This is a genomic window from Bradyrhizobium vignae (assembly GCF_900324035.1).
In the GTDB taxonomy this organism is placed as follows: domain Bacteria; phylum Pseudomonadota; class Alphaproteobacteria; order Rhizobiales; family Xanthobacteraceae; genus Bradyrhizobium; species Bradyrhizobium vignae.
In genome coordinates this window covers 4,499,259-4,525,328 of the sequence record NZ_LS398110.1, presented here as the reverse complement: position 1 = coordinate 4,525,328, position 26,070 = coordinate 4,499,259, and the positions used below count along the sequence as shown (strand labels likewise).

27 protein-coding genes are annotated in these 26,070 nt (G+C 64.9%); 16 read left to right on the top strand and 11 right to left on the bottom strand.

Going from position 1 to position 26,070, the window contains the following annotated elements; all coding sequences use genetic code 11:
• Positions 1-3 precede the first annotated feature (3 nt).
• On the top strand, positions 4-456 hold the full coding sequence (locus BRAD3257_RS22075; protein WP_122403560.1) for a DNA polymerase III subunit chi: 453 nt from the start codon (positions 4-6) through the stop codon (positions 454-456).
• 158 nt (positions 457-614) lie between these two features.
• Entirely contained in the window at positions 615-1,106 is a 492-nt protein-coding gene (locus BRAD3257_RS22070; protein ID WP_162500603.1) for a hypothetical protein, read from the top strand.
• Between the two features lie 25 nt (positions 1,107-1,131).
• On the opposite strand, the gene BRAD3257_RS22065 is transcribed toward BRAD3257_RS22070, so the two are convergent.
• Positions 1,132-2,052, bottom strand: a complete 921-nt coding sequence (locus BRAD3257_RS22065; RefSeq protein WP_122403558.1) for a LysR family transcriptional regulator — start codon at positions 2,050-2,052, stop codon at positions 1,132-1,134.
• 127 nt (positions 2,053-2,179) lie between these two features.
• On the opposite strand from BRAD3257_RS22065, the gene leuC reads away from it, so the two are divergent.
• The 4 genes from leuC to BRAD3257_RS22045 all read left to right on the top strand — a co-directional run bounded on the left by leuC (position 2,180) and on the right by BRAD3257_RS22045 (position 6,685).
• Positions 2,180-3,604 (top strand): 3-isopropylmalate dehydratase large subunit, encoded by a 1,425-nt coding sequence (gene leuC / locus BRAD3257_RS22060; RefSeq protein ID WP_122403557.1) that lies wholly within the window; start codon positions 2,180-2,182, stop codon positions 3,602-3,604.
• Positions 3,601-4,209, top strand: a complete 609-nt coding sequence (gene leuD / locus BRAD3257_RS22055; protein WP_122403556.1) for a 3-isopropylmalate dehydratase small subunit — start codon at positions 3,601-3,603, stop codon at positions 4,207-4,209. Before leuC ends, leuD begins: the two co-directional genes overlap by 4 nt.
• A gap of 68 nt (positions 4,210-4,277) precedes the next feature.
• Positions 4,278-5,597, top strand: coding sequence for a 2-hydroxycarboxylate transporter family protein (locus tag BRAD3257_RS22050; RefSeq protein ID WP_122406710.1), 1,320 nt, complete (start codon positions 4,278-4,280; stop codon positions 5,595-5,597).
• Between the two features lie 101 nt (positions 5,598-5,698).
• Positions 5,699-6,685 carry an alpha/beta fold hydrolase gene (locus tag BRAD3257_RS22045; RefSeq protein WP_244607662.1) on the top strand — a complete coding sequence of 329 codons (987 nt, stop codon included), beginning with the start codon at positions 5,699-5,701 and terminating at the stop codon, positions 6,683-6,685.
• Between the two features lie 25 nt (positions 6,686-6,710).
• Here the strand turns inward: BRAD3257_RS22045 and BRAD3257_RS22040 are convergent, their stop codons facing one another.
• The 3 genes from BRAD3257_RS22040 to BRAD3257_RS22030 all read right to left on the bottom strand — a co-directional run bounded on the left by BRAD3257_RS22040 (position 6,711) and on the right by BRAD3257_RS22030 (position 9,260).
• On the bottom strand, positions 6,711-8,573 hold the full coding sequence (locus BRAD3257_RS22040; RefSeq protein WP_122403555.1) for an ABC-F family ATP-binding cassette domain-containing protein: 1,863 nt from the start codon (positions 8,571-8,573) through the stop codon (positions 6,711-6,713).
• Between the two features lie 46 nt (positions 8,574-8,619).
• Entirely contained in the window at positions 8,620-8,880 is a 261-nt protein-coding gene (locus BRAD3257_RS22035) for a hypothetical protein (RefSeq protein WP_122403554.1), read from the bottom strand.
• Between the two features lie 125 nt (positions 8,881-9,005).
• Positions 9,006-9,260 carry a sulfur globule protein precursor gene (locus BRAD3257_RS22030; RefSeq protein ID WP_122403553.1) on the bottom strand — a complete coding sequence of 85 codons (255 nt, stop codon included), beginning with the start codon at positions 9,258-9,260 and terminating at the stop codon, positions 9,006-9,008.
• A gap of 314 nt (positions 9,261-9,574) precedes the next feature.
• On the opposite strand from BRAD3257_RS22030, the gene ndk reads away from it, so the two are divergent.
• Both ndk and BRAD3257_RS22020 read left to right on the top strand, forming a co-directional pair.
• Positions 9,575-9,997 (top strand): nucleoside-diphosphate kinase, encoded by a 423-nt coding sequence (gene ndk / locus BRAD3257_RS22025; protein ID WP_035715388.1) that lies wholly within the window; start codon positions 9,575-9,577, stop codon positions 9,995-9,997.
• 44 nt (positions 9,998-10,041) lie between these two features.
• Positions 10,042-10,902: a TerC family protein gene (locus tag BRAD3257_RS22020; RefSeq protein WP_122403552.1), complete on the top strand. Its 861-nt coding sequence runs from the start codon at positions 10,042-10,044 to the stop codon at positions 10,900-10,902.
• 248 nt (positions 10,903-11,150) lie between these two features.
• Here the strand turns inward: BRAD3257_RS22020 and ppx are convergent, their stop codons facing one another.
• The 4 genes from ppx to BRAD3257_RS22000 form a co-directional block, all read right to left on the bottom strand.
• On the bottom strand, positions 11,151-12,653 hold the full coding sequence (gene ppx / locus BRAD3257_RS22015; RefSeq protein WP_122403551.1) for an exopolyphosphatase: 1,503 nt from the start codon (positions 12,651-12,653) through the stop codon (positions 11,151-11,153).
• Positions 12,654-12,668: 15 nt separating this feature from the next.
• The gene (locus BRAD3257_RS22010; RefSeq protein WP_162500305.1) at positions 12,669-14,861 is read right to left on the bottom strand and encodes an RNA degradosome polyphosphate kinase; all 2,193 of its coding nucleotides are present in this window, start codon (positions 14,859-14,861) and stop codon (positions 12,669-12,671) included.
• 154 nt (positions 14,862-15,015) lie between these two features.
• On the bottom strand, positions 15,016-15,693 hold the full coding sequence (locus BRAD3257_RS22005; protein WP_122406708.1) for a P-loop NTPase family protein: 678 nt from the start codon (positions 15,691-15,693) through the stop codon (positions 15,016-15,018).
• A gap of 108 nt (positions 15,694-15,801) precedes the next feature.
• Positions 15,802-16,344, bottom strand: a complete 543-nt coding sequence (locus BRAD3257_RS22000; RefSeq protein WP_025035876.1) for a CDP-alcohol phosphatidyltransferase family protein — start codon at positions 16,342-16,344, stop codon at positions 15,802-15,804.
• Positions 16,345-16,501: 157 nt separating this feature from the next.
• Here BRAD3257_RS22000 and purM point away from each other — a divergent pair, with 157 nt between their 5' ends.
• On the top strand, positions 16,502-17,575 hold the full coding sequence (gene purM, locus BRAD3257_RS21995) for a phosphoribosylformylglycinamidine cyclo-ligase (RefSeq protein WP_122403550.1): 1,074 nt from the start codon (positions 16,502-16,504) through the stop codon (positions 17,573-17,575).
• Positions 17,575-18,228, top strand: a complete 654-nt coding sequence (gene purN / locus BRAD3257_RS21990; protein WP_162500304.1) for a phosphoribosylglycinamide formyltransferase — start codon at positions 17,575-17,577, stop codon at positions 18,226-18,228. The genes purM and purN overlap by 1 nt, the downstream gene beginning before the upstream one ends.
• 80 nt (positions 18,229-18,308) lie before the next feature.
• On the opposite strand, the gene BRAD3257_RS21985 is transcribed toward purN, so the two are convergent.
• Positions 18,309-18,515 (bottom strand): cold-shock protein, encoded by a 207-nt coding sequence (locus BRAD3257_RS21985; RefSeq protein WP_122403548.1) that lies wholly within the window; start codon positions 18,513-18,515, stop codon positions 18,309-18,311.
• Between the two features lie 378 nt (positions 18,516-18,893).
• Here BRAD3257_RS21985 and BRAD3257_RS21975 point away from each other — a divergent pair, with 378 nt between their 5' ends.
• Complete coding sequence (locus BRAD3257_RS21975; protein WP_122403547.1) at positions 18,894-20,051, top strand: autotransporter outer membrane beta-barrel domain-containing protein; 1,158 nt, start codon at positions 18,894-18,896, stop codon at positions 20,049-20,051.
• An 18-nt stretch (positions 20,052-20,069) separates the two neighbouring features.
• On the opposite strand, the gene BRAD3257_RS21970 is transcribed toward BRAD3257_RS21975, so the two are convergent.
• Positions 20,070-21,110, bottom strand: coding sequence for a LysR family transcriptional regulator (locus tag BRAD3257_RS21970; protein ID WP_122403546.1), 1,041 nt, complete (start codon positions 21,108-21,110; stop codon positions 20,070-20,072).
• Positions 21,111-21,181: 71 nt separating this feature from the next.
• On the opposite strand from BRAD3257_RS21970, the gene BRAD3257_RS21965 reads away from it, so the two are divergent.
• The 5 genes from BRAD3257_RS21965 to BRAD3257_RS21950 all read left to right on the top strand — a co-directional run bounded on the left by BRAD3257_RS21965 (position 21,182) and on the right by BRAD3257_RS21950 (position 24,762).
• On the top strand, positions 21,182-21,799 hold the full coding sequence (locus BRAD3257_RS21965) for a hypothetical protein (RefSeq protein WP_162500303.1): 618 nt from the start codon (positions 21,182-21,184) through the stop codon (positions 21,797-21,799).
• The gene (locus BRAD3257_RS21960; protein ID WP_018645421.1) at positions 21,786-22,406 is read left to right on the top strand and encodes a GNAT family N-acetyltransferase; all 621 of its coding nucleotides are present in this window, start codon (positions 21,786-21,788) and stop codon (positions 22,404-22,406) included. Before BRAD3257_RS21965 ends, BRAD3257_RS21960 begins: the two co-directional genes overlap by 14 nt.
• A 25-nt stretch (positions 22,407-22,431) precedes the next feature.
• A complete protein-coding gene (locus BRAD3257_RS21955; protein WP_122403544.1) occupies positions 22,432-22,995 on the top strand; it encodes an isochorismatase family protein in 564 nt (187 codons plus the stop codon).
• A 30-nt stretch (positions 22,996-23,025) separates the two neighbouring features.
• A complete protein-coding gene (locus tag BRAD3257_RS40395; RefSeq protein ID WP_164936810.1) occupies positions 23,026-23,196 on the top strand; it encodes a hypothetical protein in 171 nt (56 codons plus the stop codon).
• 183 nt (positions 23,197-23,379) lie between these two features.
• A complete protein-coding gene (locus BRAD3257_RS21950; RefSeq protein WP_122403543.1) occupies positions 23,380-24,762 on the top strand; it encodes an aspartate aminotransferase family protein in 1,383 nt (460 codons plus the stop codon).
• A gap of 156 nt (positions 24,763-24,918) precedes the next feature.
• Here the strand turns inward: BRAD3257_RS21950 and rnd are convergent, their stop codons facing one another.
• Complete coding sequence (rnd, locus tag BRAD3257_RS21945; protein WP_122403542.1) at positions 24,919-26,067, bottom strand: ribonuclease D; 1,149 nt, start codon at positions 26,065-26,067, stop codon at positions 24,919-24,921.
• Positions 26,068-26,070: the final 3 nt, after the last annotated feature.

The following is a 26,070-nucleotide window of genomic DNA, read 5'->3' as shown; positions in this document are numbered from 1 at the left end:
GAAATGACTGAAGTGCTGTTCTACCATCTGCAAAACATGACGGTGGAGAATGTGTTGCCGCCGCTTCTCGAGAAATCGCTCGAGCGCGGCTGGCGGGTCGTGGTGCAGTCGACCTCGGAGGAGCGCGCCGATGCGCTCGACGCGCATTTGTGGACTTATCGCGACGATTCCTTCCTGCCGCACGCGACATGGCGCGTGAACGATGTCGCCGATCAACCGATCGTGCTGGCGATCGAGGACGGCAATCCAAACGGTGCCAATGTCCGCTTCCTGATCGACAATGCCGCGCTGCCGGAGGACGCACGGGGCTACGAGCGCATGGTGCTGCTGTTCAACGGCGACGATCCGGACGCGCTTGCGCTCGCCCGCACGGCGTGGACGGATTGCAAGGCGCGGGGATTTGATGTCACCTATTGGCAGGCCGACGAGCGCGGCCGGTGGCAGAAGCGGAATTAGCTGCAATTAATGATAATTTGCACTTTTCGGGCGAGGCTGGCTTCGGCCACCTTCGTGCCGCAAAGGGATGTTGGGACAATCGTTTAGGGCTGGTCCTTCACGCGGGGAATTAGTTTATCGTGCGACATCAAAAGCTTCCCGGCTCGGTCATGATTGCATTGGTCGCCGTAGCACCGCTGGTCGCGGGCTGTTCGGGCGGGACCGATCTGTTGTCGAAGGACGCCGAGTGGTTCCAGAGGCCCGGCCGTCTCTTCATCAAAAACATCTCGATCGAATCGCCGCCGCTCACTCCGGATAAGCCCGTGGGACCGGAGGACCTCGTCAGCGCCGACGGCGCCTGTCCCGGCATGGCGCCGGCGCCCGGGCCGGCCGATGCCAATGCCTCGACCACGGCGCCCGCGCCGGTTGGCGGCACGGTTGCGCTCGGCCATACCGAATGCGACGTGGTGCGCGGCATCGGCGCGCCCTCGAGTGTCAACCTCTCCAACGATGCCGCCGGCAGGCGCGTCGCCGTCGTCACGTGGGCCACCGGTCCGCGCGCAGGCATCTACACGTTCACGGCTGGACGTCTGTCCTCAATCGAGGGCAATCCCGAGCCGCAACCGACGCCGAAGGCCGCGAAGCCGAAGCCGAAGAAGAAGCAGGCGTAAGGCGGAGTGCGCGGACGCGGCTCTGTTAGGTCTGACGGCTGCTTTTCGCGATGTGCTGCCAGAACGCCTCTGCGGCCTGCGCCAGGCGAAGCTTCGGCCGGAACACGTGGATCTCGATCGACACGTGCCATTGGGGCCCGCCTGCGGCAACGATCTCGCCCGAGGCGAGCTGATCGGCGATCAAACTTTCCGGCAGCCATGCCATGCCGCGGCCGGCCTGGACCATCGTCACCAGCAGCTTTGCAAGGTGAGATGTGAAGGTTGTGCGCAGATGCGCGTCCAGCGGCGACGTCGCGCGCACGGCTTCGAGGATTCGTCCCATGCCCGATTCAGGGCGGAAGCTCAGGAAGGGGACCGGCGCGGCTGCCGTGCCAGGCAGCTTGAAACGCGGCTTGCGGCTTCGACCTGACATCGGCACCGATGCTGGAATGAGCCTGTCGTCGCCGACATGGAGCGAGCGGAAATGCGATGGCGCCAGCGCCGTAGCCGCCGCCGGGTGGTAATGGCAGAGCAGAAAATGTGCATCGCCCGCCAACAATATCCGCTCGCACGCCTCCATGTGATTGGCGACGAGCTGCACGTTCGGCACGAACGACAGCTTGGTCTCGATGCCGCGCAGCCAGTCGGGGAAGAAGGTCAGCGACAGCGCGTTGGTCGAGGCGAATTTCAGCACGTCTGACGCGCCGCGGGCCCGCTCCTGAGCGTCGAGCCGGCCGGCAGAGAGCCGGCGCAGAACGTCCTCGGCAGTCTCGCGAAAGCCTTCGCCGGCCGGTGTGAGATTGACGCTGTGGGTCGTGCGGTCCAGCAGCGGCGCGCCGGTCCAAACCTCGAGCGCCTGGATTCTGCGGCTCAGCGCCGGCTGTGAGCAGTTCCGCTGCTCCGCCGCCCGCGAGAAGCTGCGTGTGGTCGCCACCGCTATGAAATCGTGCAGCCAGTTGATCTCCATTGCACGGCCTCCTGATCCTCCGAACACTGCTTATGCATGATCTGCATAAAGATATCAGAACACGACATTGGATTTCCAGTGTCGCGGGCGGCACGGTGCAGCAAGTCTTCTCTGGGAGGAAAGCGCGATGGCCGGGCGCACGCTGTACGACAAGTTGGTCGACGCCCATCTGGTCCGCAATCTCGACGATAGCGGTCTCGTGTTGCTCTATGTCGACCGTACCGTGCTCAACGAATACACCAGCCCGCAAGCCTTCGCCGGGCTGCGCGCGGCCGGGCGCAAGGTCTGGAATCCGAAGGCCGCGCTGATGGTCGTCGACCATGTCAACCCGACCGCGGCTCAGCGCACCCGCGCGATGCCGGACCGAGGCGCGGCGCGGCAGGTCGACTATTTCGCGGAAAATGCCAGGGATTTCGGCATCGAATATTTCGACATTCTCGATCCGCGGCAGGGCATCGAACATGTCGTCGCTCCCGAGCAGGGGCTCGTCATGCCTGGCATGGTGATCGCCGCCGGCGACAGTCACACTACCGCCTATGGCGCGTTCGGTGCCCTCGGCTACGGCATCGGGACATCCGACATCGAGCATTATCTCGCGACCTCGACGGTGCGCTATCGCCGCCTCAAGACGATGCGCATCCACCTGACCGGGGCGGCGCCGCTCGGCGTCACGTCCAAGGACATCGTGATGGAGGTGATCCGGCGGATCGGCGCCGATGGAGCGACCGGATACGCCGTGGAGTTCAGCGGTCCCGTCATCTCCAACATGAGCGTCGAGGGCCGGATCGTGATGTCTGTCATGATCGTCGAGGCGGGTGCGCGCGGCGTCGTGATCGCACCTGATCAAAAGGTGCTGGATTATCTGAAGGGACGTCCGCGGTCGCCGAAGGGCGAGATGTGGGAGCGGGCGGCCAGGAGCTGGCTGACCTTGGCTTCGGATTCCGACGCTCGGTTCGATCGCGAGGTCACGCTCGACGTTTCCGAAGTCGCGCCGCTCGTGACCTGGGGCACCAGTCCCGACCAGGCGATCGCCGTCACCGAGATCATTCCAGATCCTGGACAGCAGGACGCGCCCGAGCGCCAGGCGGCGGCAAGCCGCGCCTTGAACTATATGGGCCTCACGCCCGGATTGCCCATTCAATCGGTGCCGATCGACTTCGCGTTCATCGGATCCTGCACGAATTCGCGCATCGAGGATCTGCGCGATGCGGCCGAGATCTTTCGCGGCCGCCGCGTTGCCGAGGGCGTGCGGGCGATCGTGGTGCCGGGTTCGACCCAGGTCCGGGCGCAGGCCGAGTCGGAAGGTCTCGCCAAGGTCTTTACCGATGCCGGCGTTGAATGGCGGCAGTCCGGCTGCTCGATGTGTCTTGCGATGAATGACGATGTGCTGAAACCGGGTGAGCGCTGCGCGTCCTCCACGAACCGCAATTTCGAAGGCCGCCAGGGTCCGGGCGCGCGCACGCACCTGATGAGCCCGGCGATGGTGGCCGCGGCAGCCGTCACCGGACGCATCACGGATGTGCGTTCTCTGTTGAGAGGAGCACGCCAATGATTCCGTTTGGACAGGTCACGGGCGTGGCTGCGCCCATGATGGCGCCGAATATCGACACGGACGTCATCATGCCCAAAATGTTCCTCAAGGGCGTGGACCGCAGCGGGCTCGGCGAGGGCGCCTTCAATCTGCTGCGCTTCAGCGGCGGCAAACCCGATCCGGATTTCATCCTGAACCAGGACGGCTATCGCGATTCCTGCTTTCTCGTGGTCGGCCCCAACTTCGGTTGCGGGTCTAGCCGCGAGCACGCGGTCTGGGGGCTTCAGCAGCTCGGCATTCGCGCACTGATCGGCACCAGCTTCGCCGGCATCTTCAACGACAATTGCGCCAACAACGGTCTGTTGACGATCTCGCTCGAGGCCGGCGTGCTGGCGGAGCTCGCTCAGGCCGTCACCGACAGCTCGCGCAATGACGTCACGATCGACCTTGCCGCGCAGACGATCCGCTTCGATTGCGGTCGCCGCTCGATCGGATTCGACATCGAGCCGGACAGGAAAGAAGCCTTCCTGACCGGCCGCGATTTCATCGCCTCCACGCTGGTCTTCGCCGACGACATACGTGCCTTCGAGGCGCGGCATCGGGCGGAGAACCCCTGGATCGTCTGAACTGCACGAACCTGGCGCGGCTCGAATCCGCTCGCCACGAGAAACCATAAACAGCGGAGGGACCCTTGGTGGACACGACATATCGCGCGGCCGAGGCGCCGCAGACCGCAGTTGCGACGAAGCTCGCCCGTCTCAAGATCGGCCCGTTGCCGGTCGGCATCTACGGTGCGGCGGCTCTCGTCTGCGTCACCGCGGTCTATTCCGGAAAGCTGCCGAACGACGTGATCGGTGGCCTTTCGGTCCTGATGCTGCTCGGCTTCCTGCTGGGCAAGCTCGGCCAAACCATTCCGGTGCTGAACCGGATCGGCGGCACGGCGATCCTCTGCCTGTTCGTGCCGTCGGCCCTGGTGAGCTATGGCCTCGTGCCGGATGCGGCCTTGAAGGCGATCACGACCACGTTCCGAACCGCCAACTTCCAGTATTTCTTCATCGCCTGCCTCGTCGCAGGCTCGATCCTCGGCATGCCCTATCGGGTCCTGGTTCAGGGCTTCATTCGCATGTTCGTTCCGCTCCTGGTCGGCACGATCGCGGCCGTCGCCGCGGGCATTGCCGTCGGGCTTCTGTTCGGCCACAGCCCGAAGGAAACGTTCTTCTTTGTCATCATTCCCATCGTCGGCGGCGGTCTTGCAGAAGGTGTCCTGCCGCTGTCCATCGCCTATTCCGAGATGTTGCACCGGTCGCAAGCCGAGCTTGTGGCGCAGATGGTGCCGGCGGCGCTGCTCGGCAACGTCGTCGCGATCGTGAGCGCGGGCCTGCTGGCCCGTCTTGGTGAGATGCGGGCCGACCTCAACGGCAGAGGGATGCTGGTCAAGACCGGAGACGACGACATTCTCGGCGAAGCGCGGCCGGACCGACCGATCGATCTCGGACTGCTCGGTGCCGGCATGGTGCTGTCGTGCGGCTTGTTCGTGCTCGGCATGATCCTGGCGCCGCTCACCGGCATCCCCGGACCGATCATGATGATCATCGCCGCGGTGGCATTGAAGCTGACCAGGTTGCTACCGGCCGAGATGGAGCTCGGCGCCTATCAGATCAACAAGTTCATGTCGACGAACCTTACTTTCGCGATCCTGGTGGCGATGGGGACCTTGCTGGTCTCGTGGCAGCAGCTCGTTGCCTCCTTCAATCCAGGCTACATCATGATCTGCACGACCACGGTGCTGGCGATGATCGTGTCGGGATTTTTCGTCGGCAAGTGGCTGAACATGTATCCGGTCGAGGCGGCGATCGTGACCGCCTGCCACTCGGGCCTCGGCGGCACCGGCGACGTCGCCATTCTCGGCGCCGCGGATCGCATGGGCCTGATGGCGTTCGCCCAGATCGCCACCCGCGTCGGCGGCGCGATCATGATCGTGATCGCGACGCTCTTGATGAAGTCGCTGTCCTGATACGGACCGCCGCCTTTCGCGCAGGACGAATGTTACAGGGGAGAATTGCAATGCTCGAATTCGAACAGGCTGAATCATGCTCCGATCGATCGGAGACAGGGTTGACGCGGCGCCATTTGATGTCGATCGCGTTGACAACAGGTGCCATCGGTTCGGCCATTTTGGCGCCGGACACCTTCGCTCAGGAGAATAATGCCGTGACGACCAACGCGCTGCAAAAGCTGCTGCCAGGGTTTCAACAGAAGCGTCTCAAGACCAGCGGCGCCGAGATCAATGCGCTCGTGAAAGGCGAGGGGCCGCCACTGCTGCTGCTGCACGGGCACCCGCAGACCTTGGCGTGCTGGCACAAGATCGCCCCCAAGCTCGCGGAGCGCTTTACCGTGGTGCTGACGGATCTGCGCGGCTACGGCGACTCGAGCAAGCCCGACGGCGGCACCGACCATATCGCATATTCCAAGCGGGAAATGGCGCGGGATCAGGTCGAAGTGATGCGCGCGCTCGGCTTTGACCGCTTCCAGGCTGTCGGCCATGATCGCGGCGGACGCGTTCTGCATCGTCTGTTGCTTGATCATCCGGACGCCGTCTCCAGGGCGGTCATGCTCGACATCGCGCCGACCGCGACGATGTACGCCAAGGTGAACAAGGAGTTCGCCACGCGCTATATGTGGTGGTTCTTTCTCATTCAGCCGGCGCCGCTTCCGGAAACCTTGATCGGCAACAATCTCGAATTCTATCTTCAGACCCATATCAACAAGCAAAACAAGACGCCGGGCGCCATCGACCCGGTTGCGCTCGAAGAGTACCGTCGGTGCTACACCCGCGAGACGCTGCATGCCGTGTGCGAAGATTATCGCGCCGCTGCCGGGATCGACCTGATCCACGATGAGGCGGATTCCGACAAGAGAATCGGTTGCCCGCTGCTTGTGCTGTGGGGCGCAAAGGGAGTCGTGGGGTCGAGTTACGACGTGCTCGACACATGGCGCGCCAAGGCGAAGGACGTGCGCGGCGGAAGCCTGCCCTGCGGCCATTATCTGCCGGAAGAAGCGCCGGAGCTGCTCCTCGAGCAGCTCAATGGGTTCTTCACCTGATTAGCGAACGCCTACCCCGAACCGGTCAGCCCGCCGCCTCATCGAATTGTGCGCTCGCCTCGAGCCATTGCTCCTCGGCGCGCGCGAGCGCGTCGGCGGCATTGGCGCGGGCCTTCGACAGCTGCGCGGCCTGCTTGGGGTCGCGCGTAAAAATGTCGGGCAGGGCGAGCGCCGTGTCGATCTTGGCGATGATCTCGCTGACGCGGGCGATCTCGGCTTCGGCTTCAGCGATGCGCTTCTTGAGCGAGCCGCGATTGTCCGACTTCGGGCGCTGCGGCTTCTCGCTCGGCGCACTGCGCTCGCGCGGGGCGGGCTCGGCATTGCGCGCTGACAGAACGAGACGGCGGTACTCGTCGAGATCGCCGTCGTAATTGGTCACGGTGCGATCGGCGACGATCCAGAGCCGCTCGGCGCAGGCCTCGATCAGATAGCGGTCGTGCGAGACCATGATCACCGCGCCGGGAAACTCGTTGATCGCCTCCGCAAGCGCGCCGCGGCTGTCGATGTCGAGATGGTTGGTCGGCTCGTCCAGGATGATCATGTTGGGGCCGAAGAAAGTCGCAAGGCCCAGCAGCAGCCGCGCCTTCTCGCCGCCCGACAATTTGCCGGCCTTGGTATCGGCGGCCTTGCCGGAGAAGCCGATCGCGCCGGCGCGTGCGCGCACTTTCGCTTCGGGCGCATCGCCCATCAGCTTGCGGACGTGGTCGTAGGCAGAGGCGTCCTCGTTGAGCTCGTCGAGCTGGTGCTGCGCGAAATAGGCGATCGACAGCTTGTCCGCGCGGGTCACCTTGCCCGAAAACGGCGCGAGACGTCCCGCGAGCAGTTTGACCAGCGTCGATTTGCCGTTGCCGTTGGCGCCCAGCAACGCGATGCGGTCATCGTCGTCGATGCGCAAGGTGACGCGATTGAGCACGGGGCTGGCCGGATCGTAGCCGACCGACACGTTGTCGGCCGCGATGATCGGCGGCGACAAGATCTTCTCCGGCGCGGGAAAGCTGATCTCGCGCACATCCTCGGTGACCAGCGCCGTGATCGGCTTCAACCGCTCCAGCATCTTCACCCGAGACTGCGCCTGGCGCGCCTTGGAAGCCTTGGCCTTGAAGCGATCGACGAAAGCCTGCAGGCGGGCGCGCTCGGCCTCCTGGCGTTTGACGGCTTTGGCATCGAGCAGCTCGCGCGCGGCGCGCTGCTCCTCGAACGAGGAGTAGGTGCCCTTGTAGAGCGTGAGCTTGCCACGCTCCAGATGCAGGATCTGGTCGACCGAGCTTTCCAGGAGGTCGCGGTCGTGGCTGATCACGATCACGGTGCGCGGATAATGCGCGAGGTGATCCTCCAGCCACAGCGTGCCTTCGAGGTCGAGATAGTTGGTGGGCTCGTCGAGCAGCAGAAGATCAGGGGCCGCGAACAGCGTCGCAGCGAGCGCGACGCGCATGCGCCAGCCGCCGGAGAACTCGGCGCAGGGACGCAGCTGATCGGCGGCGGAGAAGCCGAGGCCGGAGAGGATCGCGGCGGCACGGCTCGGCGCCGAATGCGCGTCGATGTCGACGAGCCGGGTCTGGATCTCCGCGATCCGGTGCGGATCGGTCGCGTGCTCGGCTTCGGCGAGCAGCGCGTCGCGCTCGAGGTCGGCCTTGAGCACGACGGAGATCAGGCTTTCGGGTCCGTTCGGGGCTTCCTGCGCCAGGCTGCCGATGCGCCAGCGCGGCGGCAGGGTCACCGAGCCGTGCTCGGCCGCGAGCTCGCCGCGGATCACCTTGAACAGCGTCGACTTGCCGGTCCCGTTGCGTCCGACCAGGCCGACGCGTGATCCCGGCGTGATCTGCACGGAACTCTGGTCGATCAAAAGGCGTCCGGCGAGGCGGATGGAGAGGTCGGTGATCGCAAGCATGCGGCCTTGTCACCGCAAGGCGCGTCGAACGCAACCCGCTTTTTCGTCAATGCGGCTCGCGTTCGCGCCGCTGCAGCTCGTTCAGGAGCTGCTCAAGATTTGTCGGGAGACGAGGTTCGGGCCGGAGGCTCTGCTGGAGCCGCTCGCCCACGGCATCGCAGATCGAGCGGCTGGTGCGCCGGTCGATCTGTACGTTGTCATCGGCAGAAGGCCCAGCCATCGCAAGGTTCCGTGCTTTCAAGGGAAGGACACGGTACCAAGTCATTGCCAGCGAAATGGTTTCGCTGACCGCGCGGATATGGTGCATTCTCGTGAAAATTGTGCGAAGGGCGTCTTATCGACTCAAGGCAAAGCCCCAGCGAGGGGAACGCCGGGGCTTCTCTTGGAAGGTACCTGGGGGGCTTAGGTACCCTCATGAAGGTGCTGACGGGCTCAGTAGCAGCGGTTGATCAGCCGCCAGCGGGGTCCCCAGGGGGTCGGGACCAGCCGGCGCACATAGCAGCCGCCATAACCGTAGGAGACGGGGGCGCCGAGATAGAAACGCGGTCCACCCCAGCCGTAGCCATGGTGCCAGCCGCCGCCATGCCAGCCCCAACCGCCGTGCCAGTGAGCGGATGCAGAGGTTGGCGCCAGCGCGGCACCCAGCGCGACCGCGGCGACCGCGGCAAGCGAAAGTTTCCTCAACATGGTGATCTCCTAAATACTGCCGGCGCGGGGTGATCCGCGTCGATGAGAAGGCCGCCGAAACGGTCCGCCTGATGATCAGGCTTCGGTTTCGATGGGCCTCAACTTACGCCGGCGAAGCTGAACCGAACCCTGACGGCGGTTTCAGATTGGGTTCATCTGGGTGAAATTGTTGTCATCCAAGCTGGAATCGGGGCGCCCATCCCTGCGGCGAAGCGCCTGTGAGGCCGTTTCGCCGGTCGCTTGCCGTCCGGCAAAGGCGCCGATATAAGCCCCGCAACTCGACAACCACCGCTTTCTTCCCGAAGGACAAGATTATGGCCATCGAACGCACTTTCTCGATCATCAAGCCCGACGCGACCGAGCGTAACCTGACCGGTGCGGTCAACGCCGTGATCGAGAAGGCGGGCCTGCGCATCGTCGCGCAGAAGCGCATCCGCATGACCAAGGAGCAGGCCGAGACCTTCTATGCCGTCCACAAGGCGCGCCCGTTCTTCGGCGAGCTCGTGGACTTCATGACCTCCGGTCCGGTCGTGGTCCAGGTGCTGGAAGGCGAGGGCGCGATCGCCAAGTACCGCGAGGTGATGGGTGCGACCGATCCGGCCAAGGCCGCCGAGGGCACCGTGCGCAAGCTCTACGCCAAGTCGATCGGCGAGAATTCGGTGCACGGCTCGGATGCGCCGGAGACCGCCGCGATCGAGATCGCGCAGTTCTTCTCGGGCAACGAGATCGTCGGCTGATCGATCAGCTGACAAGTTAAGGCGGCGGGGCGAAAGGACGTATTGTGAGCTGGCTCTGGCAGATCTTCGATCCCGCTACGATCGGGGCATTCTTCACCCAGTTTCGCAACGAGATGGCTGCGCCGACCTTCTGGATCGCGGTCGGCAAGATCATCTGGATCAACATCCTGCTCTCCGGCGACAACGCGCTGGTGATCGCGCTCGCCTGCCGCGGCCTCAATCCGCGGCACCGGCTCTGGGGCATGATCTTCGGTGCCGGCGCAGCCGTGATGCTGCGCATCATCTTCACCGGCATCGTCGCGAGCCTGATGGAGCTGCCGTACCTCAAGCTCGTCGGCGGCCTCGCGCTGATCGTGATCGCGGCCAAGCTGCTGGTGCCGGAAAACGAGGAGGGGGACGACGTCGAGTCCGCCTCGCATCTGTGGCAGGCCGTGCAGATCGTCGTGGTCGCCGATATCGTCATGAGTCTCGACAACGTCATCGCGGTCGCCGCTGCGGCCAATGGCAGCGTGCCGCTCTTGATCCTCGGCCTCGCCATCAGCGTGCCGCTAATCGTCGCCGGCGCGGCGCTGATCATGGCGCTGCTCGCAAAGCTGCCGGTGCTGGTCTGGGCCGGCGCGGCGCTGCTCGGCTGGATCGCGGGAGAGGTGATCGCGACCGACCCGGGGGTCGCGCCGAGGCTGCACACGTTGTTCGACGGCCCGCTCGGTGCCTCGCTGGACAGCATGCTCGGCGCGCTGCACATCCCGCCGCAGTTCGGCCATGGCGGCGGAGGCGGCGAATATCTCTGCGCCGCGCTCGGCGTTGTGGTCGTGCTGGTGGCCGGCTCGATCTGGCGCCGGCGCAGCCTGATCCAGGCAGAGCTGGACTCCTCCGAAGGCCACGCCAAGGCCTCGGCGGAGTGATCTCGGCGGCAGCCGGTGCCGCACCGGTTGCGAATCTGGGATGCCGCGCGGGGTTAGTCAGGCCGTCGCAGCGCTTCGCGGTCTCCCCAAATTGGATCTTATCTCCTTCTAAACTCCTGAAAATAAAGGCGGTTTCATTGACTCGCTGACTGCTCCCGCGGCACGTCCGCCGCCGCGCGTGGACCATGATTTCGTGATGACGGTGCGAGGCGCCGCCGCCTATCCGCGACGGATTCGCACTTTGGACTTCAGCGCCGCACGATCGAGCCGGCACGGCCAATCAGGCGGGCGAGCTGCTTGAAGCGGCTGCCGACGCGGTCGGCGACGAGGTCGACGAGCCGGTGCTCGAACACCAGCATCAATTTGCGTCCCTGAGTGCGGAAATGCGTGGCGGGGAGGACGCCCGGACGCGCCGCCGAGATCAGATGCGCGACACGGAATGCCGCGCCCAGCAGGCGGGCGCGTTCGAGCTGGGCCGGCGTCAGCAGCTCCTGCATGGTGGCCGGCGGCTGGTTTTCCTCGCTGAGACCCGCATAGCGGTAGAACACGGACAGGCCGACGAAGGCGCGCTCAGTGTGGGTGATCGCACCGAAATTGCCGTTGACGACGAGGCTCAGCGTCTGCTCGCCGCGATGGTCGGGATGCACGCGCCAGCCGATGTCGGAGAGCAGACACGCGGTGTGGCGGAGGCGACGGTCCTCCTCGGTCTCGCGCAACTTCACGACGCGCACCAGGCGGTCGGTCCAGGCGATCAGCTCGCGGGCGTGTTTCGCCGAGCGCGACAGCAACTGGTTCAGCTCCTCGGCCGCGCAGATCAGCCCGTCCTTGTTGCGCTCGGTCTCCGGCAGCTTCTCGTGCAACAGGCCCTCGCGCACGCCGAAGGTGGAGAACACGATCCTGCTGGGTTTGGCGACGCGGATGATGTGCTCGAGCACCAGCGCCGCATAGGTGAGAAGCGGGCGCCGCGCATCGGCGACGATCTCGATGTCGGCAAGCATGTTGGCGGCAGCGAGGCGCCGGAGACGGCGCGAGAAGTCGAGCGCTTCGGCGGCCGAAATCGAGTAGCCGTGCATCACCTGGAGCGGATAGCCGCTCTGGATGATGTGGATGCGCGCGAGCGCGCGCCAAGTGCCGCCGACGGCATAAAAGGTGCGGCCGCGGCCCGCGGTGAGTTGCGGCACCTCGTCGAGCTCCTCGCGCACGATGCGATCGGCGCGCTTGAGCGATTTGTGCGCGAGGTCCTGGAGTGCGAGACCGCCGAGCGGCAGCGTCACACCGCTGCGCACGGCGTTCTTGCGCACGTCGATCAGCTCGAGCGAGCCGCCGCCGAGGTCGCCGACGATGCCGTCGGGAAGGTGAATGCCGGAGATCACGCCGAGCGCCGACAGCCGCGCCTCGCGCGGGCCCGACAGGATCTCGATCTTCACCGCGCAGATGCGCTCGGCCTTGGCGATGAAGTCGGGCCCGTTGGAGGCATCGCGGCAGGCCGCGGTCGCAATCGCGAACACGCGCCCGACCTGCATCACGCGGCACAATGCGCGAAAGCGCTTGAGCGAGGTCAGCGCCTTGTCGACGGCGTCGGGCGCGAGCAGACCCGTGCTCTGCACCTCGCGCCCGAGGCCGCAGAGCGTCTTCTCGTTGAAGATCGGGATGAGGCTCCGCGACAGTCCCTCGTAGACGACGAGACGGACCGAGTTGGATCCGATGTCGATCACCGCGACGCTGGAGCCGCGCTTGCGCGGCCGCTTCACGTCGCAAATCCCCGATCAGGATTGATGGCGTTCGTTCCGGCGCGTGAGACGACGCGGCGAGGATTCCTTGAGCGACTTTCCACGGCCAGACAGACTCGGATTAGTCATGAAGTAGTTGTGGACGTTGAAAGGCTCCTCGCCCTTCGCGGCCTTCATACGCGTTGAAGACCCATCCGGCAACAACTGCCAGCTCTGCTCGTTGTCCTTCAGGTTCGCGACCATGATCTGTTCGAGAACCTGCTGATGCACCGTGGGATTTTGCAGCGGACACAGCACCTCGACGCGGCGGTCGAGGTTGCGCGGCATCATGTCGGCGGACGAGATATACACAGCCGCTTTCGCGCCCGGCAGGCCCTGACCCATGCCGAAGCAGTAGATTCGGCCATGTTCCAGGAAACGTCCGATGATCGACTTGACGCGGATGTTCTCCGACAGGCCGGGGATGCCGGGCCTGAGGCAGCAGATGCCGCGCACCACGAGCTCGACCTGGACACCGGCCTGGGAGGCCTCGTAGAGCGCGTCGATGATGTCGGGGTCGACCAGCGCGTTCATCTTCATCCAGACCGCGCCGGGCCGGCCGTGCCGCGCATGCGCGGTCTCGCCTTGAATGTGCTCGATGATGCGTTTGCGCAAGGTCAGTGGCGACACCGCCATCTTTTCCAGATCGCTCGGCGCGGCATAGCCGGTGATGAAATTGAACACGCGCGCGGCATCACGGCCGATGGTCGGATCGGAGGTGAAATAGGAGAGGTCGGTGTAGATGCGCGCGGTGACCGGGTGATAGTTGCCGGTGCCGGTATGGACGTAAGTCGTCAGGCTGCCGCCCTCGCGGCGCACCACCATCGAGAGTTTGGCGTGCGTCTTCAATTCGAGGAAGCCGTAGACGACCTGTACGCCGGCGCGTTCGAGGTCGCGCGCCCAGCGGATGTTGGCCTCCTCGTCGAAGCGCGCCTTGAGCTCGATCAGCGCGGTGACGGACTTGCCGGCCTCGGCGGCCTCCGCCAGCGCGCGCACGATCGGCGAGTTGTTGGAGGTGCGGTAGAGCGTCTGCTTGATCGCGACGACGTCGGGGTCGCGCGCGGCCTGCTGCAGGAACTGCACGACGACGTCGAAGGACTCATAGGGATGGTGGACGATCAGGTCCTTCTGCCGGATCGCGGCAAAGATGTCGCCGCCATGCTCGCGCACGCGCTCGGGATGGCGCGGCACGTAGGGGGTGAATTCGAGGTCGGGCCGGTCGAGGCGGGTGAGCTGCGACAGCTCGTTCATGGCCTGCACGCCGTCGACCAGGAAGACCTCGTCGTCGGCGGCCGACAGCGCATGCTGCACGAAGCTGCGCAACTCCTCCGGCATCTTGGCGTCGATCTCGAGCCGGATCACTGATCCGCGGCGGCGGCGCTTGAGCGCGGTCTCGAACAGGCGGACGAGGTCTTCGGCCTCTTCCTCGATTTCGAGCTCGGAGTCGCGGATGATCCGGAAGGCGCCCTGGCCGTGCAGATTGTAGCCGGGGAACAGGCGGTTGATGAACAGGGCGGTCGCCTGTTCCAGCGAGATCAGCCGGACGGTCTTGCCGTCGGCTGGCAGGCGGATGAAGCGGTCGATCTTGCCCGGCATGCGGATCAGCGCGTTCATCTGCTTGCCGTCGGCGGCGCGCGTGAGCTGCAGCGCAATGGTGAAGCCGAGGCTCGGAATGAACGGGAAGGGGTGGGCGGGGTCGATCGCGAGCGGCGTCAGCAGCGGGAACACGTTGTTGAGGAAGTAGTCCTCGATCCAGGTCCGTTCCGCCCTGGTGACGTCCTTGCCCTCGACCAGCACGATGCCGACATCGGCCAGCGTGCCGCGCAGATCGCGCCAGATCGCCTGCTGGTCGGAAGCGAGCTGGATCACGGTGCGGTTGATCAGCGCGAGCTGCTCCGACGGCGTCAGGCCGTCTGGACTGCGCTCGGCAATCCCCTCGCGCACCTGGGCCTTGATGCCGGCGACGCGGACCATGAAGAACTCGTCGAGGTTATTCGCCGAAATCGACAGGAATCGCACCCGCTCCAGCACAGGGTGGCTGGGATTGACCGATTCCTCGAGGACGCGGCGGTTGAAATGCAGCCAGGACAGCTCGCGATTGATGAACCGTTCGGGGCTGGATGCGATCGCCGGCAGGGCCTCAGTTTCCGGGGCTTTCTCTTTGGTTTCAACAGCTTGCGCAGAGTCCATCAAAAGTCGGTCCATCCAGTTCAGCCCAATTGCGACTTACGCGCAAAATCGGCGGGAGCATGTGTTAGAGCGATGACGTTTCGATGACATTGATGTTCCGCCGCTCCGCCGCGTCAAGGCGGGTTTCAGGCCGCTCTGGAAGACCGCGAGCCGGTCAGGCGTCCCGGAGCAGCTCGGCGGCCAGCATCCGGGTGACGGGGCGGCCGAGCCGCAGGGCTTCGCTGTCGAGCAGTTCCACGGCCTGGCGGGCGGCGGCCGAGGACCGCTCCAGGCGGGTGGCGAGATAGCCGACCACGCTCTCGTCGACGGTGAGCTGGCGGTCGGCGCAGAACTTGACGATCAGGCCACGGAAGAGCTGGTCGTCGGGGGGCAGCAGCGCGACCACGGGAACGGCCCGCAGACGCGAGCGCAGGTCGCGAAGCTCGATCTCCAGCGCGGCCGGCACCTCGCGTCCGGTGAAGAGGACGTAGGCACCGTCCTCGCGGGCGAGGTTCATCAGGTGAAACAGGGCGCGCTCGTCAAAATCCTTGGCCTTGAGATCCTCGACCACCAGTGCGCCGGTGGCGAGCGCGCCGGGAACGCCAGCGGCAGTCAGCGCATTGGCTGTGGTCGAGCGGGCGCCTGATAGCTCGGCCCAGATCGCGGCGAGATGGCTCTTGCCGCTTCCTTCCGGGCCAGCCAGCCACATGATCCGGTTCGGCCATTCCGGCCAGCTGTCGATCAGGCCGAGAGCGGCGGCATTGGCGGGGCCTTCGAGGAAATTGTCCCGGCTCAGGCTCTCCGCATGCGGAAGTGAAAACGCCAATTGTCGGGGATGAACGCGGCCTGCCACGCTTGCTTTGCTCCATGCCGGCACGCCGGCCCGTCTGAAGAGGTTGGACTTGATCTTGCGGGACTTGATCTTGCGGGACTTGGCCTTTTGCGGGGCCGTATCCTCACCTCATTTGGCCTCGATCGTGCTCATGTGCCGTAGCCACTCGACGAGGTAGAGCGACACGGAGGAAAGCGTGAAGACGGTGACGAGGCCCATCAGGATGATATCATAAGGGGCCGGCTTGAAGCCGAAGGCAAGCGCCGCCAGCACCAGGGCTGCGAACGCCACCTGCGCCACGGTGTTGAGCTTGGACACTTTCGACGGCTTCATCTCGACCGGCCGGTCGAACAACCAGGATACGATCACGGCAGCGACGATCATGATGTCGCGCGAGACCACGAGGATCACGATCCAGCGCGGGATCGCGCCCCAGATGCCGAGCGCCATGTAGATCGAGACCAGCAGCGCCTTGTCCGCGAGCGGATCGAGCAGGGCGCCGAGTTCGCTCGTCATATTGAAGCGCTTGGCCAAGAAGCCGTCCACGGCATCGCTGATGCCGGCGATCAAGAAGACGGCGAACGCCACCTCCATTTGGCTCGACACGATGGCCCAGACGATGATCGGGACCAGCATGATGCGGCCCAGGGTAATGATGTTCGGAATACTCACGAAAGCGCTTCCCGGCACCCGGTCTGACCTCGAATTCGGCCCCTCGGAAGGCTGAACCGGTTGATATCTCTACATAGTATAGGGAGGAGCGCCATGCGAGCCATTGCGCGTCCCCGGAATTCGACGTAACCAGCCGCGAACCCACTGGAAATCGGGCATGACCGACCGCAAAAACGGCCTCACTTACGCCGATTCAGGCGTCGATATCGACGCGGGCAACCGATTGGTCGACCTGATCAAGCCGATGGTGCGCGCCACCGCACGGCCGGGGGCGGATGCCGAGATCGGCGGCTTCGGCGGCCTGTTCGACCTCAGGGCGGCCGGCTTCAAGGACCCCGTCCTCGTGGCCGCGACCGACGGAGTCGGCACCAAGGTCAAGATCGCGATCGAGACCGGCCTGCATGGCGGCATCGGCATCGACCTCGTGGCCATGAGCGTCAACGACCTCGTGGTACAGGGCGCCGAGCCGCTGTTTTTCCTGGACTATTTCGCCTGCGGCAAGCTCGACCCGGAGGCCACCGCCGCGATCGTCGCAGGCGTTGCGGAGGGCTGCCGCGAGTCCGGCTGCGCCCTGATCGGCGGCGAGACCGCCGAGATGCCTGGCCTCTACAAGGACGGCGACTATGATCTCGGCGGTTTTGCCGTCGGCGCGGCCGAACGCGGTACGCTGCTGCCGCGCCAGGACATCGCGGCAGGCGATGCCGTGATCGGTCTTGCCTCCTCGGGCGTGCATTCCAACGGCTTCTCGCTGGTGCGCAAGATCGTGGAACAATCCGGTCTCGGCTTCTCGGCGCAGGCGCCGTTCGCGCCCGTGATGACGCTCGGCGGCGCGCTGCTGACGCCGACGCGGCTCTACGTCAAATCCTGCCTGCGTGCGATCCGCGAGACCGGCGCGGTGAAGGGGCTCGCCCACATCACCGGCGGCGGCTTCACCGACAACATTCCGCGCGTGCTGCCCAAGCATCTCGGCGTCGGCATTGATCTCACCCGCCTGCCGGTGCTGCCGGTGTTCAAATGGCTGGCCGCGCAGGCCGGCATCGCCGAGCTGGAGATGCTGCGCACATTCAACTGCGGCATCGGCATGATCGCGATCGTCGAGCCTGACAAGGTCGACAAGGTCGTCGAGGTCTTCACCGACGCCGGCGAGACCGTGGCGCAACTCGGCACCGTGATTCCGGCCGACGGCGAGCACCGCGTCGTCTATAACGGCCACCTCGATCTGGCGCTGTGATGCGGCGCCGCGTCGCCATCCTGATCTCCGGTCGCGGCTCCAACATGGCCGCGCTGATCAGGGCCGCCAGCGCGGCTGATTTCCCGGCGGAGATATCGCTCGTCATCTCGAACAAGGCCGATGCGGCCGGACTCGAACGTGCCCGGGCGAGCGGCGTGACCACCGAGGTGATCGAGAGCAAGCCGTTCGGCAAGGACCGCGCCGGTTTCGAGAAGGTGCTGCAGGCCGCGCTCGACCGGCACGGCATCGAGCTGATCTGCCTCGGCGGCTTCATGCGCCTGTTCACCGCCGAGTTCACCAGGGCTTGGTACGGGCGGATGCTCAACATCCATCCCTCGCTGCTGCCGTCGTTCCCCGGCCTCGACCCGCACGGTCAGGCCCTGCGCGCCGGGGTGAAACTGTCCGGCGCGACGGTGCACTTCGTCATCCCCGAGACCGATGCCGGTCCGATCGTGATGCAGGGCGCGGTTCCCGTCAGCGACCACGATACCGCTGAGACGCTGTCCGAGCGCATCCTCGAGGTCGAGCACCGCATCTATCCCGAGGCGCTGCGGCTGCTCGCGACCGGCAAGGTCTGCATCGAAGGCGATGTGTGCAGGACGGCGGGGAGTGCGGCGTCGGAGAATTTTCTGATTGCGCCGATGGTAAGCTGAAGCGCGCTTCGTCGTGCCAAACAAAATCCCCCGGCAGAGCCGGGGGCAGCGTCATGATCTCTCGCGTGCCGAGAGAAGCATCAGGAGACCTTGAGGTTCTCCGCGGATGTCTTGCCGCGGTTCTCCACGAGGTCGAATTCAACCACCTGGTTCTCATTGAGGGTGGAGAGCCCGGCACGCTCGACGGCGGAGATGTGGACGAACACGTCCTTGTCGCCGCCGTTCGGCTTGATGAACCCATAGCCCTTGGTCGGGTTGAACCATTTGACGGTGCCCTTTTGCGGCATCGCTCGTCTCCTCCGCTAGATATAAAAAAGACGCGGCCGCTTTTCGCGTGCCACGCCACAAACGGGCCTCCGGAAGTCTGTTCGAGTCTTGAGGGTCAATGTCGCGAAACGCACAGCCCAGCGGCCAATTCCGATTGTGACCGATATTGCAACATGAAAATCGCCGGCTAGCAAGCTGCGCGCCGATTTCAAGACCGAACCAGGTGTCTTCAAGCGCAATTTGCGACCTGTGGCAGCGGAACCACAATCGGTGCAATAGCCGCGGCCGTCATGCGCCAACCGGTTGACCCTCCGTGGCAGTTCGGCACAAATCGCCGCTAGCGCCGCAGACCGTGTTGCATTTTTGCGCGCCGCCACTTTGCTTCGGGATTCATCATCATGTGCTGCGCTGCGCAGCTCTCCGGGACACGGCAGACGATCGGGCTGGACCGCGTCCGCCGGACCGCGGCTGCGATTGCGATGGCGTTTGCGCTGGTCATGATGATGGCGGCAGCGACGCCCAGCTTCGCGCAAAGCCCGACGCCCACGCCCACCCCGACGCCTACGCCGTCGCCGACCCCGATCCCGTCGCCGACCTCGACCAATTACGATCAGTCGGCCGGCAGCAGCACACTCAACCTCGGCTCGGGCTTCCTGGAGCGGCTCGGTAACCAGGCCTCGAATGGTTTCAACCGGGCGTTCCGTACCAATCCCGGCGGCGGCGGCGCATCGGCGAGCACGGAAGATCCGCGCTACCGCACCTGGTTCGAGGGCTACGGCATCTCGGTCCGGACGGATGCGCAAGGAGACTTCGTCGGCGACAAGCGCAAGACCTTTGGCGGCGTCGCCGGTTTCGGCGCACGGCTCGCACCTGGCGTCAACATCGGATTCTCCATCGACCAGAGCCACACCGACATCGACGTGCCGCTGGCGCTGCAGTCGGCGACGCTCGACCTGACCCAGTTCGGCCTCAGCGGCTCGGTCGACAAGGGCCCATGGACCTGGGCCTTTGCGGCGGTGCACGGCTTCGGCAAGGTCCGGTCCAGCCGCGACACCGGCCTTGGCCTTGCGACCGCGGGCTATCGCGCCGGCATCGACGGCGCGCTGACAGAGATCAGCTATTACTGGACCAAGGACCAGATGCGCATCGTGCCCAAGGGCGCGCTGGAATATGTCCGCGCCACCAGCGCAGCGTTCCAGGAGTCCGGCGGGCTCGATCCCCTCAACGTCGGCTCGACGGCGCTCTCGCGCGCGCGCATCATGGTCGGGGCCGAGATCGGCCGCTATTTCATTGTTGACCAGAAAGTCCTGGACCTGTCCGCCTACGGCAAGTTCGTGGACAATTTCCACCAGGACCTGGGATCCATTCAGGTCAGCCTTGGCGCCCAGAACATCATCGTGCCCGGCATCGGCGAGAGCCGTTACGGCGTGGATGCCGGTGCCTCGGCTTCGCTCAGCCTGACCAACGTGGCACGCCTTTACGTCAATTACGACGGCAAGTTCCGCAACGAGCTCACCTCGCACCAGGGCACGGTCGGCTTGGAATACAAATGGTGAGCTGAAGCTCGCCCGCGCTCACGTCGGCGTTGCCGCGACATAGCCAGCCAATCCAAAGCCCTCGCGCGCGGCCGTCATCATCGGCACCAGCGCCTTCGGATGGATGAACTCGTCGCGGAAGCAGGGATAGGTCCTGGCATCGAAGATCTTCTTCAGCCAGTCGACCACGATCTTGTGCCGCTCGGAAGTGCGGAACTCCTTGTGATAGGTGAGCCAGAGATCGGCGTGGTGGCTGACGCCGAGATCGACTGCAACGAGCGGCGCACCGAGCGCGATCGACGCGGTGGGCAGGAAGCCGATTCCGGCGCCGCGCTCCACCGCATAGAGCACGCCGACCGAGGAGTTGGTCTTGATCCCAACGATGCCTTCCAGCGATTGCAATCCGAGCACGCGGGCATAGGCGCCGTCGTCGACTTGCGGCGCGCTCTGCTTGATGATGCGGTGGTTCTTCAATTCGGCGAGCGTTGCCGGCACACCGTAGAGGCTTTCGTACTCCTTGGAGACGAAGGGATAGATGTGGAGGCGGCCGAGCTTGGCGACAATCAGATCGGGATTGGTCGGCGGCTCGAGCTGGATCGCGATATCGGATTCGAGCCGCGCGACGTCAGCCTGCTCCATCGCGCAGCGAAGGTCGACGGTGATCTTGCGGTAGGTCTTCTGGAAATCGATCAGTCGCGGCAGGATCCAGAAATTGCCGGGCCCTTCCGTCACCGCGACGCGCACGGTGCCCGAAGTGTCGTTCGACGATCGCGAGGCGCGGCGGAAAACGTTGAAGGCATGACGCTCCATATGCGTGACGTCGGCGATCATCGCGGTGCCTTCATCGCTGAGCGTCAGTCCGCTCTGGTCGCGCAGGAACAGCTTGCACCCGATGCTCTCTTCGAGCCGGTCGATGCGGCGCATCAGAGTGGTGGAGGTGAGCCCGAGCTCTTCGGCGGCATTACGAAAACTTTTATATTTCGCGCACGCTAAAAACAGCTTCAAATCGTCCCAGGACGCGCCCAGGGCTTCTTCACGGTGCTGCATGATCGCAGCACCCCGGTGCAATAACTGCTGCATACTCCTGGTCCCCAGCCGCTAAGCTCATGGGCATAGCGGGGCATGAAAGCCTCGAACGATAGAGGCGTGATATGAGTATGGAAAGGGGCTCGTTTGCCGCAAGGCATGATTTCGATGCCTTGCCGCTGAGCCCGGAAGTCGACGTCCGCTGTGCGCAATTTTCCGAAATTGCGGCGCTTTCGGAGATGGCGTACCGGCTCGTGCCGGGCGTGCAGATCGGCGCAGTGGAGCTTGCGAGATACTTCACTCTCGATCCTCAGAGTATTCTGACGTTCAGCCGGAAAGGTAGACTCGTCGGCGGCATGGCCTTCCTGTTTCTCAACGACCGCGGACACGATGCGCTGCTGCTCGATGAGATCTGCCTCACCGCGCCCGAGACGCGTTATCTCGCGTCGGCGAACGAAGACGTCGCTGCCATCTACATCTGGGCGATCGCGGCGACCGGCCGCGGCATCGCCGGTCTCGGCAAGGCCGCGGCTCACCTGCGCCAGATAAGGTTTCGCAGCGCGGATTGCTATGCGCAGCCGTCAACGGTGGCCGGACGCGAAATCATGAAAGCGACAGGCTTTACGCCTGTGCCGAGTTTCCAACCCGACCTTTGGTGCTACGAGCGCCCGTGGCATCGGCAGCCGATGCGCATGCCCGGCGCGATCATCCAAGCAAGGAGCTTTGCAGATGCACGGCACTAGGATTCCCCTCGCCAAGCCCGACTCCCGCGCCATCACCATCCGCCTCGCGCGCGATCCCAGCGATCTCATGCTGGTCACCGCCATTCGCTCGGCGGTCTATCTTGCCGAGCAGGATTGTCCGTTCGAGGAGGAGTTCGACGGCAACGACATGGTCGCCGCGCATTTCATCGGCTACGTCGGCAACGAGCCTGCAGGCTGCCTGCGGGTCCGCTTCTTCGGCGATTTCGCCAAGGTCGAGCGGCTCGCGGTGCGGCACCAATACCGGCGTTCGCGCGTCTCCTTCAAGCTGGTACAGGCGAGCGTCGACTATGTGAAGCGCAAGGGCTTTCGCAAGATCTATGGTCAGGCGCAGGACCGGCTGGTCGATTTCTGGGCCCATTTCGGCGCCAAGCCGCTCGGTCACAACCGCAAGATCACCTTCTCGGATTTCTCCTACACGGAGATGCTGCTCGAGATCGAGCCCGGCCCGGACGCCATCACGTTGGACAGCGACCCTTACGTGATCATCCGTCCCGAGGGCGATTGGGACCGGCCGGGCGTGCTCGACGCCTCAGCGGGGCGGGCGGTGACCTCGCCGCTGCGGGACCTCGCACTCGCCGATCGCTGAAACGGATGCAGCTGCGCGCAACAAAATGCTGGCTTCCATTCACGATGATCCGCCGATCCTGGTCTGCGCGGATCTTCAGGTCGAGTACCTGACCCCCGGTCGCCGCCACGTCATCCTCGACGGTGATGCGGCGACGGCGCGTTGCCTGGAACTCCTGACGCTGTGGCGCGGCAATCTGTGGCCAGTGATGCATCTGAAGCGCATCGCGCAGGCGGCCTGGTTCAATCCGGCGTCCAGACTGACCGATTGGATCGCACAGACCAAGCCGCGGCCCGGAGAGATGACGTTCGAGCACCCGCTGCCGTCCGCCTACAGCTCGTCGCGGTTTGTAGACTATATGTCCAGTATCCGCGCCACGCAGTGCATTCTGATCGGCTTTTCCCTGGACGAGACCATCCTGGCCACCGCCGTCGACGGGTTTCACCGCAGTCATCGCTACCAGGTGGTCACTGACGCCGTGGCTTGCCGGCAGCCGGGCGCAGACGATGCCGCCGCCTACAGGCGTGCCGTAGTGAATGTCATCGCGAATTTTGCTACAATCCGATCCTGCGCCGAGCTGATCAAAGCCAGCGGCGCCGTTGCGGTGTAGGCGGCCGCAACCGGCGGATGGGGTGAGAGATTGTCACGGGGAGACGAGCTCAAGGAGCTGGCGGGCGATCTGTCGCGTGCCGCCGAGAGAGCGCGCAGGCTTGGGCTGCCTACGACAGTCTATTTGCTCTCGATGGCGCTGGTGGAGGTGAGGGAGGCCGCTGCCGCCAGCGACGATGGGGACGACCACGGCGCGGCGTGAGGGCTGAGCCAGCGCAATTGTCACGTGCTGCTTTGTGCAACGCTGCTGAGCGCTTGCTGCCGGCACATTGACGTTGCAAGTTCTGCGCTGTCGCAATAGCCAAGTATCTTGAGCCAAGTATCTTGATCATCGGGTGATGACGCCGGCTATGCCTGCGACGTGACGCTTTTAAGGATCTCGCAAATGTCCATGCTGCCCAATTCGCAAGAGGCCCGGGATGTGGCCTACCAGCTCCATCCCTACACCAATGCGCGCACGCATCAGCAGGCCGGTCCCCTGGTGATCGAGCGCGGCGAGGGGCCTTATGTCTTCGACGCGACGGGCAAGCGCTATTTCGAAGCAATGGCCGGCCTGTGGAGCGTTGGGCTCGGATTCAACGAGAAGCGGCTGGTCGAGGCGGCGTACAGGCAGATGCAGGCGTTGCCGTTCTACCACACGTTCTCCGCCAAATCGCACGGGCCCTCGATCGACCTCGCGGAGAAGCTGGTCGCGCTCGCGCCTGTCACGATGAGCAAGGTGTTCTTCACCAATTCCGGCTCGGAAGCCAACGACACCGTGCTGAAGCTGATCGCCTATCGTTCCAATGCGCTCGGCCAGCCTCAGCGCAAGAAGGTGATCAGCCGCCTGCGCGCCTATCACGGCGTCACCATTGCGTCGGCCAGCCTCACCGGCCTGCCGAACAACCATCGCTCGTTCGACCTGCCGCTGCCGAACATCCTGCATACGGGCTCGCCGCACTTCTACAAGGACGGCGCGCCCGGCGAGAGCGAGGAGGCGTTCGCGACGCGCCGGGCCGAGGAGCTCGACGCCCTGATCCAGAAGGAGGGGCCGGATACGATCGCGGCCTTCTTCGGTGAGCCGGTGATGGGGGCTGGCGGCGTCATCGTGCCGCCGGCGACTTATTGGGACAAGATCCAGAAGGTGCTCAAGAAGTATGACATCCTGCTGGTCGCCGACGAGGTGATCTGCGGCTTCGGCCGCACCGGCAAGATGTTCGGCTGCGACACCTATGGCATCAAGCCGGACGCCATGGTGGTCTCCAAGCAGATCACCTCGAGCTATTTCCCGCTGTCGGCGATCATGCTGAACGATCGCATGTTCGAGCCGATCGCGGACGAGAGCAACAAGATCGGCGTGCTCGGCCACGGCTTCACCGCGGGCGGCCATCCCGTCGGCGCGGCGATCGCGCTCGAAAACCTCAAGATCATCGAGGAGCGCGGCCTGGTCGCGCATGCGGCCGAGCTCGGCGGCTACATGCAGGGCAAGCTGCGCGAGCTCGCCAGTCATCCGCTGGTCGGCGAGGTCCGCGGCGTCGGCATGATCGCAGCGCTCGAGCTCGTGCTCGACAAGGAACGCAAGACCGCAGCGGCGACGCCCGGCGCTGTCGGCGGCATTGCCAGCCGCATGCTCCAGGAGCGCGGCGTGATCTCGCGCAACATGCTGGATGCCATCGCCATCTGCCCGCCGCTGATCACGACCAAGGGCCAGATCGACGAGCTGGTCGCTGCGATCTCAGGCGTGCTGAACGACATGAAGGCGGAAGTGGCGAAGCTGACACCGGCGTAGGGCACGCTATCGCGTCAAATTCCGTCATTGCGAGCCAACGGGTCCGCGCGAAGCGCGGCCCGATGACAGGCTCCGCGAAGCAATCCAGAGTCTTTCCGCGGAGGGAGTCTGGATTGCTTCGCTACGCTCGCAATGACGATGTGGAGGCGGCGAGCCCTACGCCCGCTGCACCCCGATCACGCGGCCTTTCTCGATGGCTAGCGCCAGCTCGCCGCGCTTCAGCTTCAGCGCGGCGTCTCCGAACAGCTCGCGGCGCCAGCCGTGCAAGGCCGGCACGTCCGCCTCATCGTCCGCCGCGATCTCTTCGAGATCGTCGACGGTCGCGATCACCTTGCTTGCGACCGCATGGCGCTCGGCGGTCATCCGAAGCAAGACCTTCAAGAGCTCGACGATGGCGGCGCCGTTGGAGTTGTTGCGCGGTTTCTCCAGCTTCGGCAGCTTCGAGAAATCCCGCGCCAGTCCGCGCTCGACCGCGGCAACGATGTCCGCGCCCCATTTGGATTTTTCGAATCCCTTCGGCACCGAGCGCAGATGCGCGAGCTTCTCCAGCGTGGTCGGCGCATGGGTCGCGATGTCGGTGATGGCTTCGTCGCGCAGCACGCGGCCGCGCGGCACGTCGCGGCTCTGCGCCTCCTGCTCGCGCCAGGCCGCGACCTCCATCAGCACCGCGAGGTCCTTGGGCTTGCGCACCCGCGTCTTCAGCCGCTCCCAGGCGCGCTCGGGGTGGAAATCATAAGTGCGGGGCGAGGTCAGGACCTCCATCTCGATCGAGACCCATTCGCTGCGGCGGCGCTTCTTGAGATCCGCATCGAGCGCCGCGAACACGTCGCGCAAGTGCGTGACGTCGGACACCGCGTAATGCATCTGCTCCTTGGTCAGCGGCCGGCGCGACCAGTCGGTGAAGCGATGAGTCTTGTCCGGGCGGTGGCCGGTGACCTTCTCGACCAGCGCGTCATAGGCGATGCTGTCGCCGTAGCCGAGCACCATCGCGGCAACCTGGGTGTCGAACACCGGATGCGGGATGATGCCCGCCTGATGCCAGATGATCTCGATGTCCTGGCGGGCGGCGTGAAACACCTTCAGCACGCCCTCGTTGCCCATCAGCTCGAAGAACGGCTTGAGATCGATGCCCTCGGCCAGGGCGTCGATGACGACGGCTTCCTCGGCGCTGGCCATCTGCACCACGCATAGCAGCGGGTAATAGGTGGTCTCGCGCAGGAACTCGGTATCGACTGTTATGACGGGGTGCTTGGCCAGCCGGCTGCAGGCAGCCGCGAGGTCAGCGGTGGTGGTAATCAAATCCATGAA

Coding starts and splice junctions, on each gene's coding strand:
- BRAD3257_RS22075 (WP_122403560.1), top strand. CDS start 4: ATGACTGAAGTGCTGTTCTACCATCTGCAAAACATGACGGTGGAGAAT.
- BRAD3257_RS22065 (WP_122403558.1), bottom strand. CDS start 2,052: ATGGAGATCAACTGGCTGCACGATTTCATAGCGGTGGCGACCACACGC.
- leuC (WP_122403557.1), top strand. CDS start 2,180: ATGGCCGGGCGCACGCTGTACGACAAGTTGGTCGACGCCCATCTGGTC.
- leuD (WP_122403556.1), top strand. CDS start 3,601: ATGATTCCGTTTGGACAGGTCACGGGCGTGGCTGCGCCCATGATGGCG.
- BRAD3257_RS22040 (WP_122403555.1), bottom strand. CDS start 8,573: ATGCTTGCGATCACCGACCTCTCCATCCGCCTCGCCGGACGCCTTTTG.
- BRAD3257_RS22035 (WP_122403554.1), bottom strand. CDS start 8,880: ATGCACCATATCCGCGCGGTCAGCGAAACCATTTCGCTGGCAATGACT.
- BRAD3257_RS22030 (WP_122403553.1), bottom strand. CDS start 9,260: ATGTTGAGGAAACTTTCGCTTGCCGCGGTCGCCGCGGTCGCGCTGGGT.
- ndk (WP_035715388.1), top strand. CDS start 9,575: ATGGCCATCGAACGCACTTTCTCGATCATCAAGCCCGACGCGACCGAG.
- BRAD3257_RS22010 (WP_162500305.1), bottom strand. CDS start 14,861: ATGGACTCTGCGCAAGCTGTTGAAACCAAAGAGAAAGCCCCGGAAACT.
- purM (WP_122403550.1), top strand. CDS start 16,502: ATGACCGACCGCAAAAACGGCCTCACTTACGCCGATTCAGGCGTCGAT.
- purN (WP_162500304.1), top strand. CDS start 17,575: ATGCGGCGCCGCGTCGCCATCCTGATCTCCGGTCGCGGCTCCAACATG.
- BRAD3257_RS21985 (WP_122403548.1), bottom strand. CDS start 18,515: ATGCCGCAAAAGGGCACCGTCAAATGGTTCAACCCGACCAAGGGCTAT.
- BRAD3257_RS21975 (WP_122403547.1), top strand. CDS start 18,894: ATGTGCTGCGCTGCGCAGCTCTCCGGGACACGGCAGACGATCGGGCTG.
- BRAD3257_RS21970 (WP_122403546.1), bottom strand. CDS start 21,110: ATGCAGCAGTTATTGCACCGGGGTGCTGCGATCATGCAGCACCGTGAA.
- BRAD3257_RS21965 (WP_162500303.1), top strand. CDS start 21,182: ATGAGTATGGAAAGGGGCTCGTTTGCCGCAAGGCATGATTTCGATGCC.
- BRAD3257_RS21960 (WP_018645421.1), top strand. CDS start 21,786: ATGCACGGCACTAGGATTCCCCTCGCCAAGCCCGACTCCCGCGCCATC.
- BRAD3257_RS21955 (WP_122403544.1), top strand. CDS start 22,432: ATGCTGGCTTCCATTCACGATGATCCGCCGATCCTGGTCTGCGCGGAT.
- BRAD3257_RS21950 (WP_122403543.1), top strand. CDS start 23,380: ATGTCCATGCTGCCCAATTCGCAAGAGGCCCGGGATGTGGCCTACCAG.
- rnd (WP_122403542.1), bottom strand. CDS start 26,067: ATGGATTTGATTACCACCACCGCTGACCTCGCGGCTGCCTGCAGCCGG.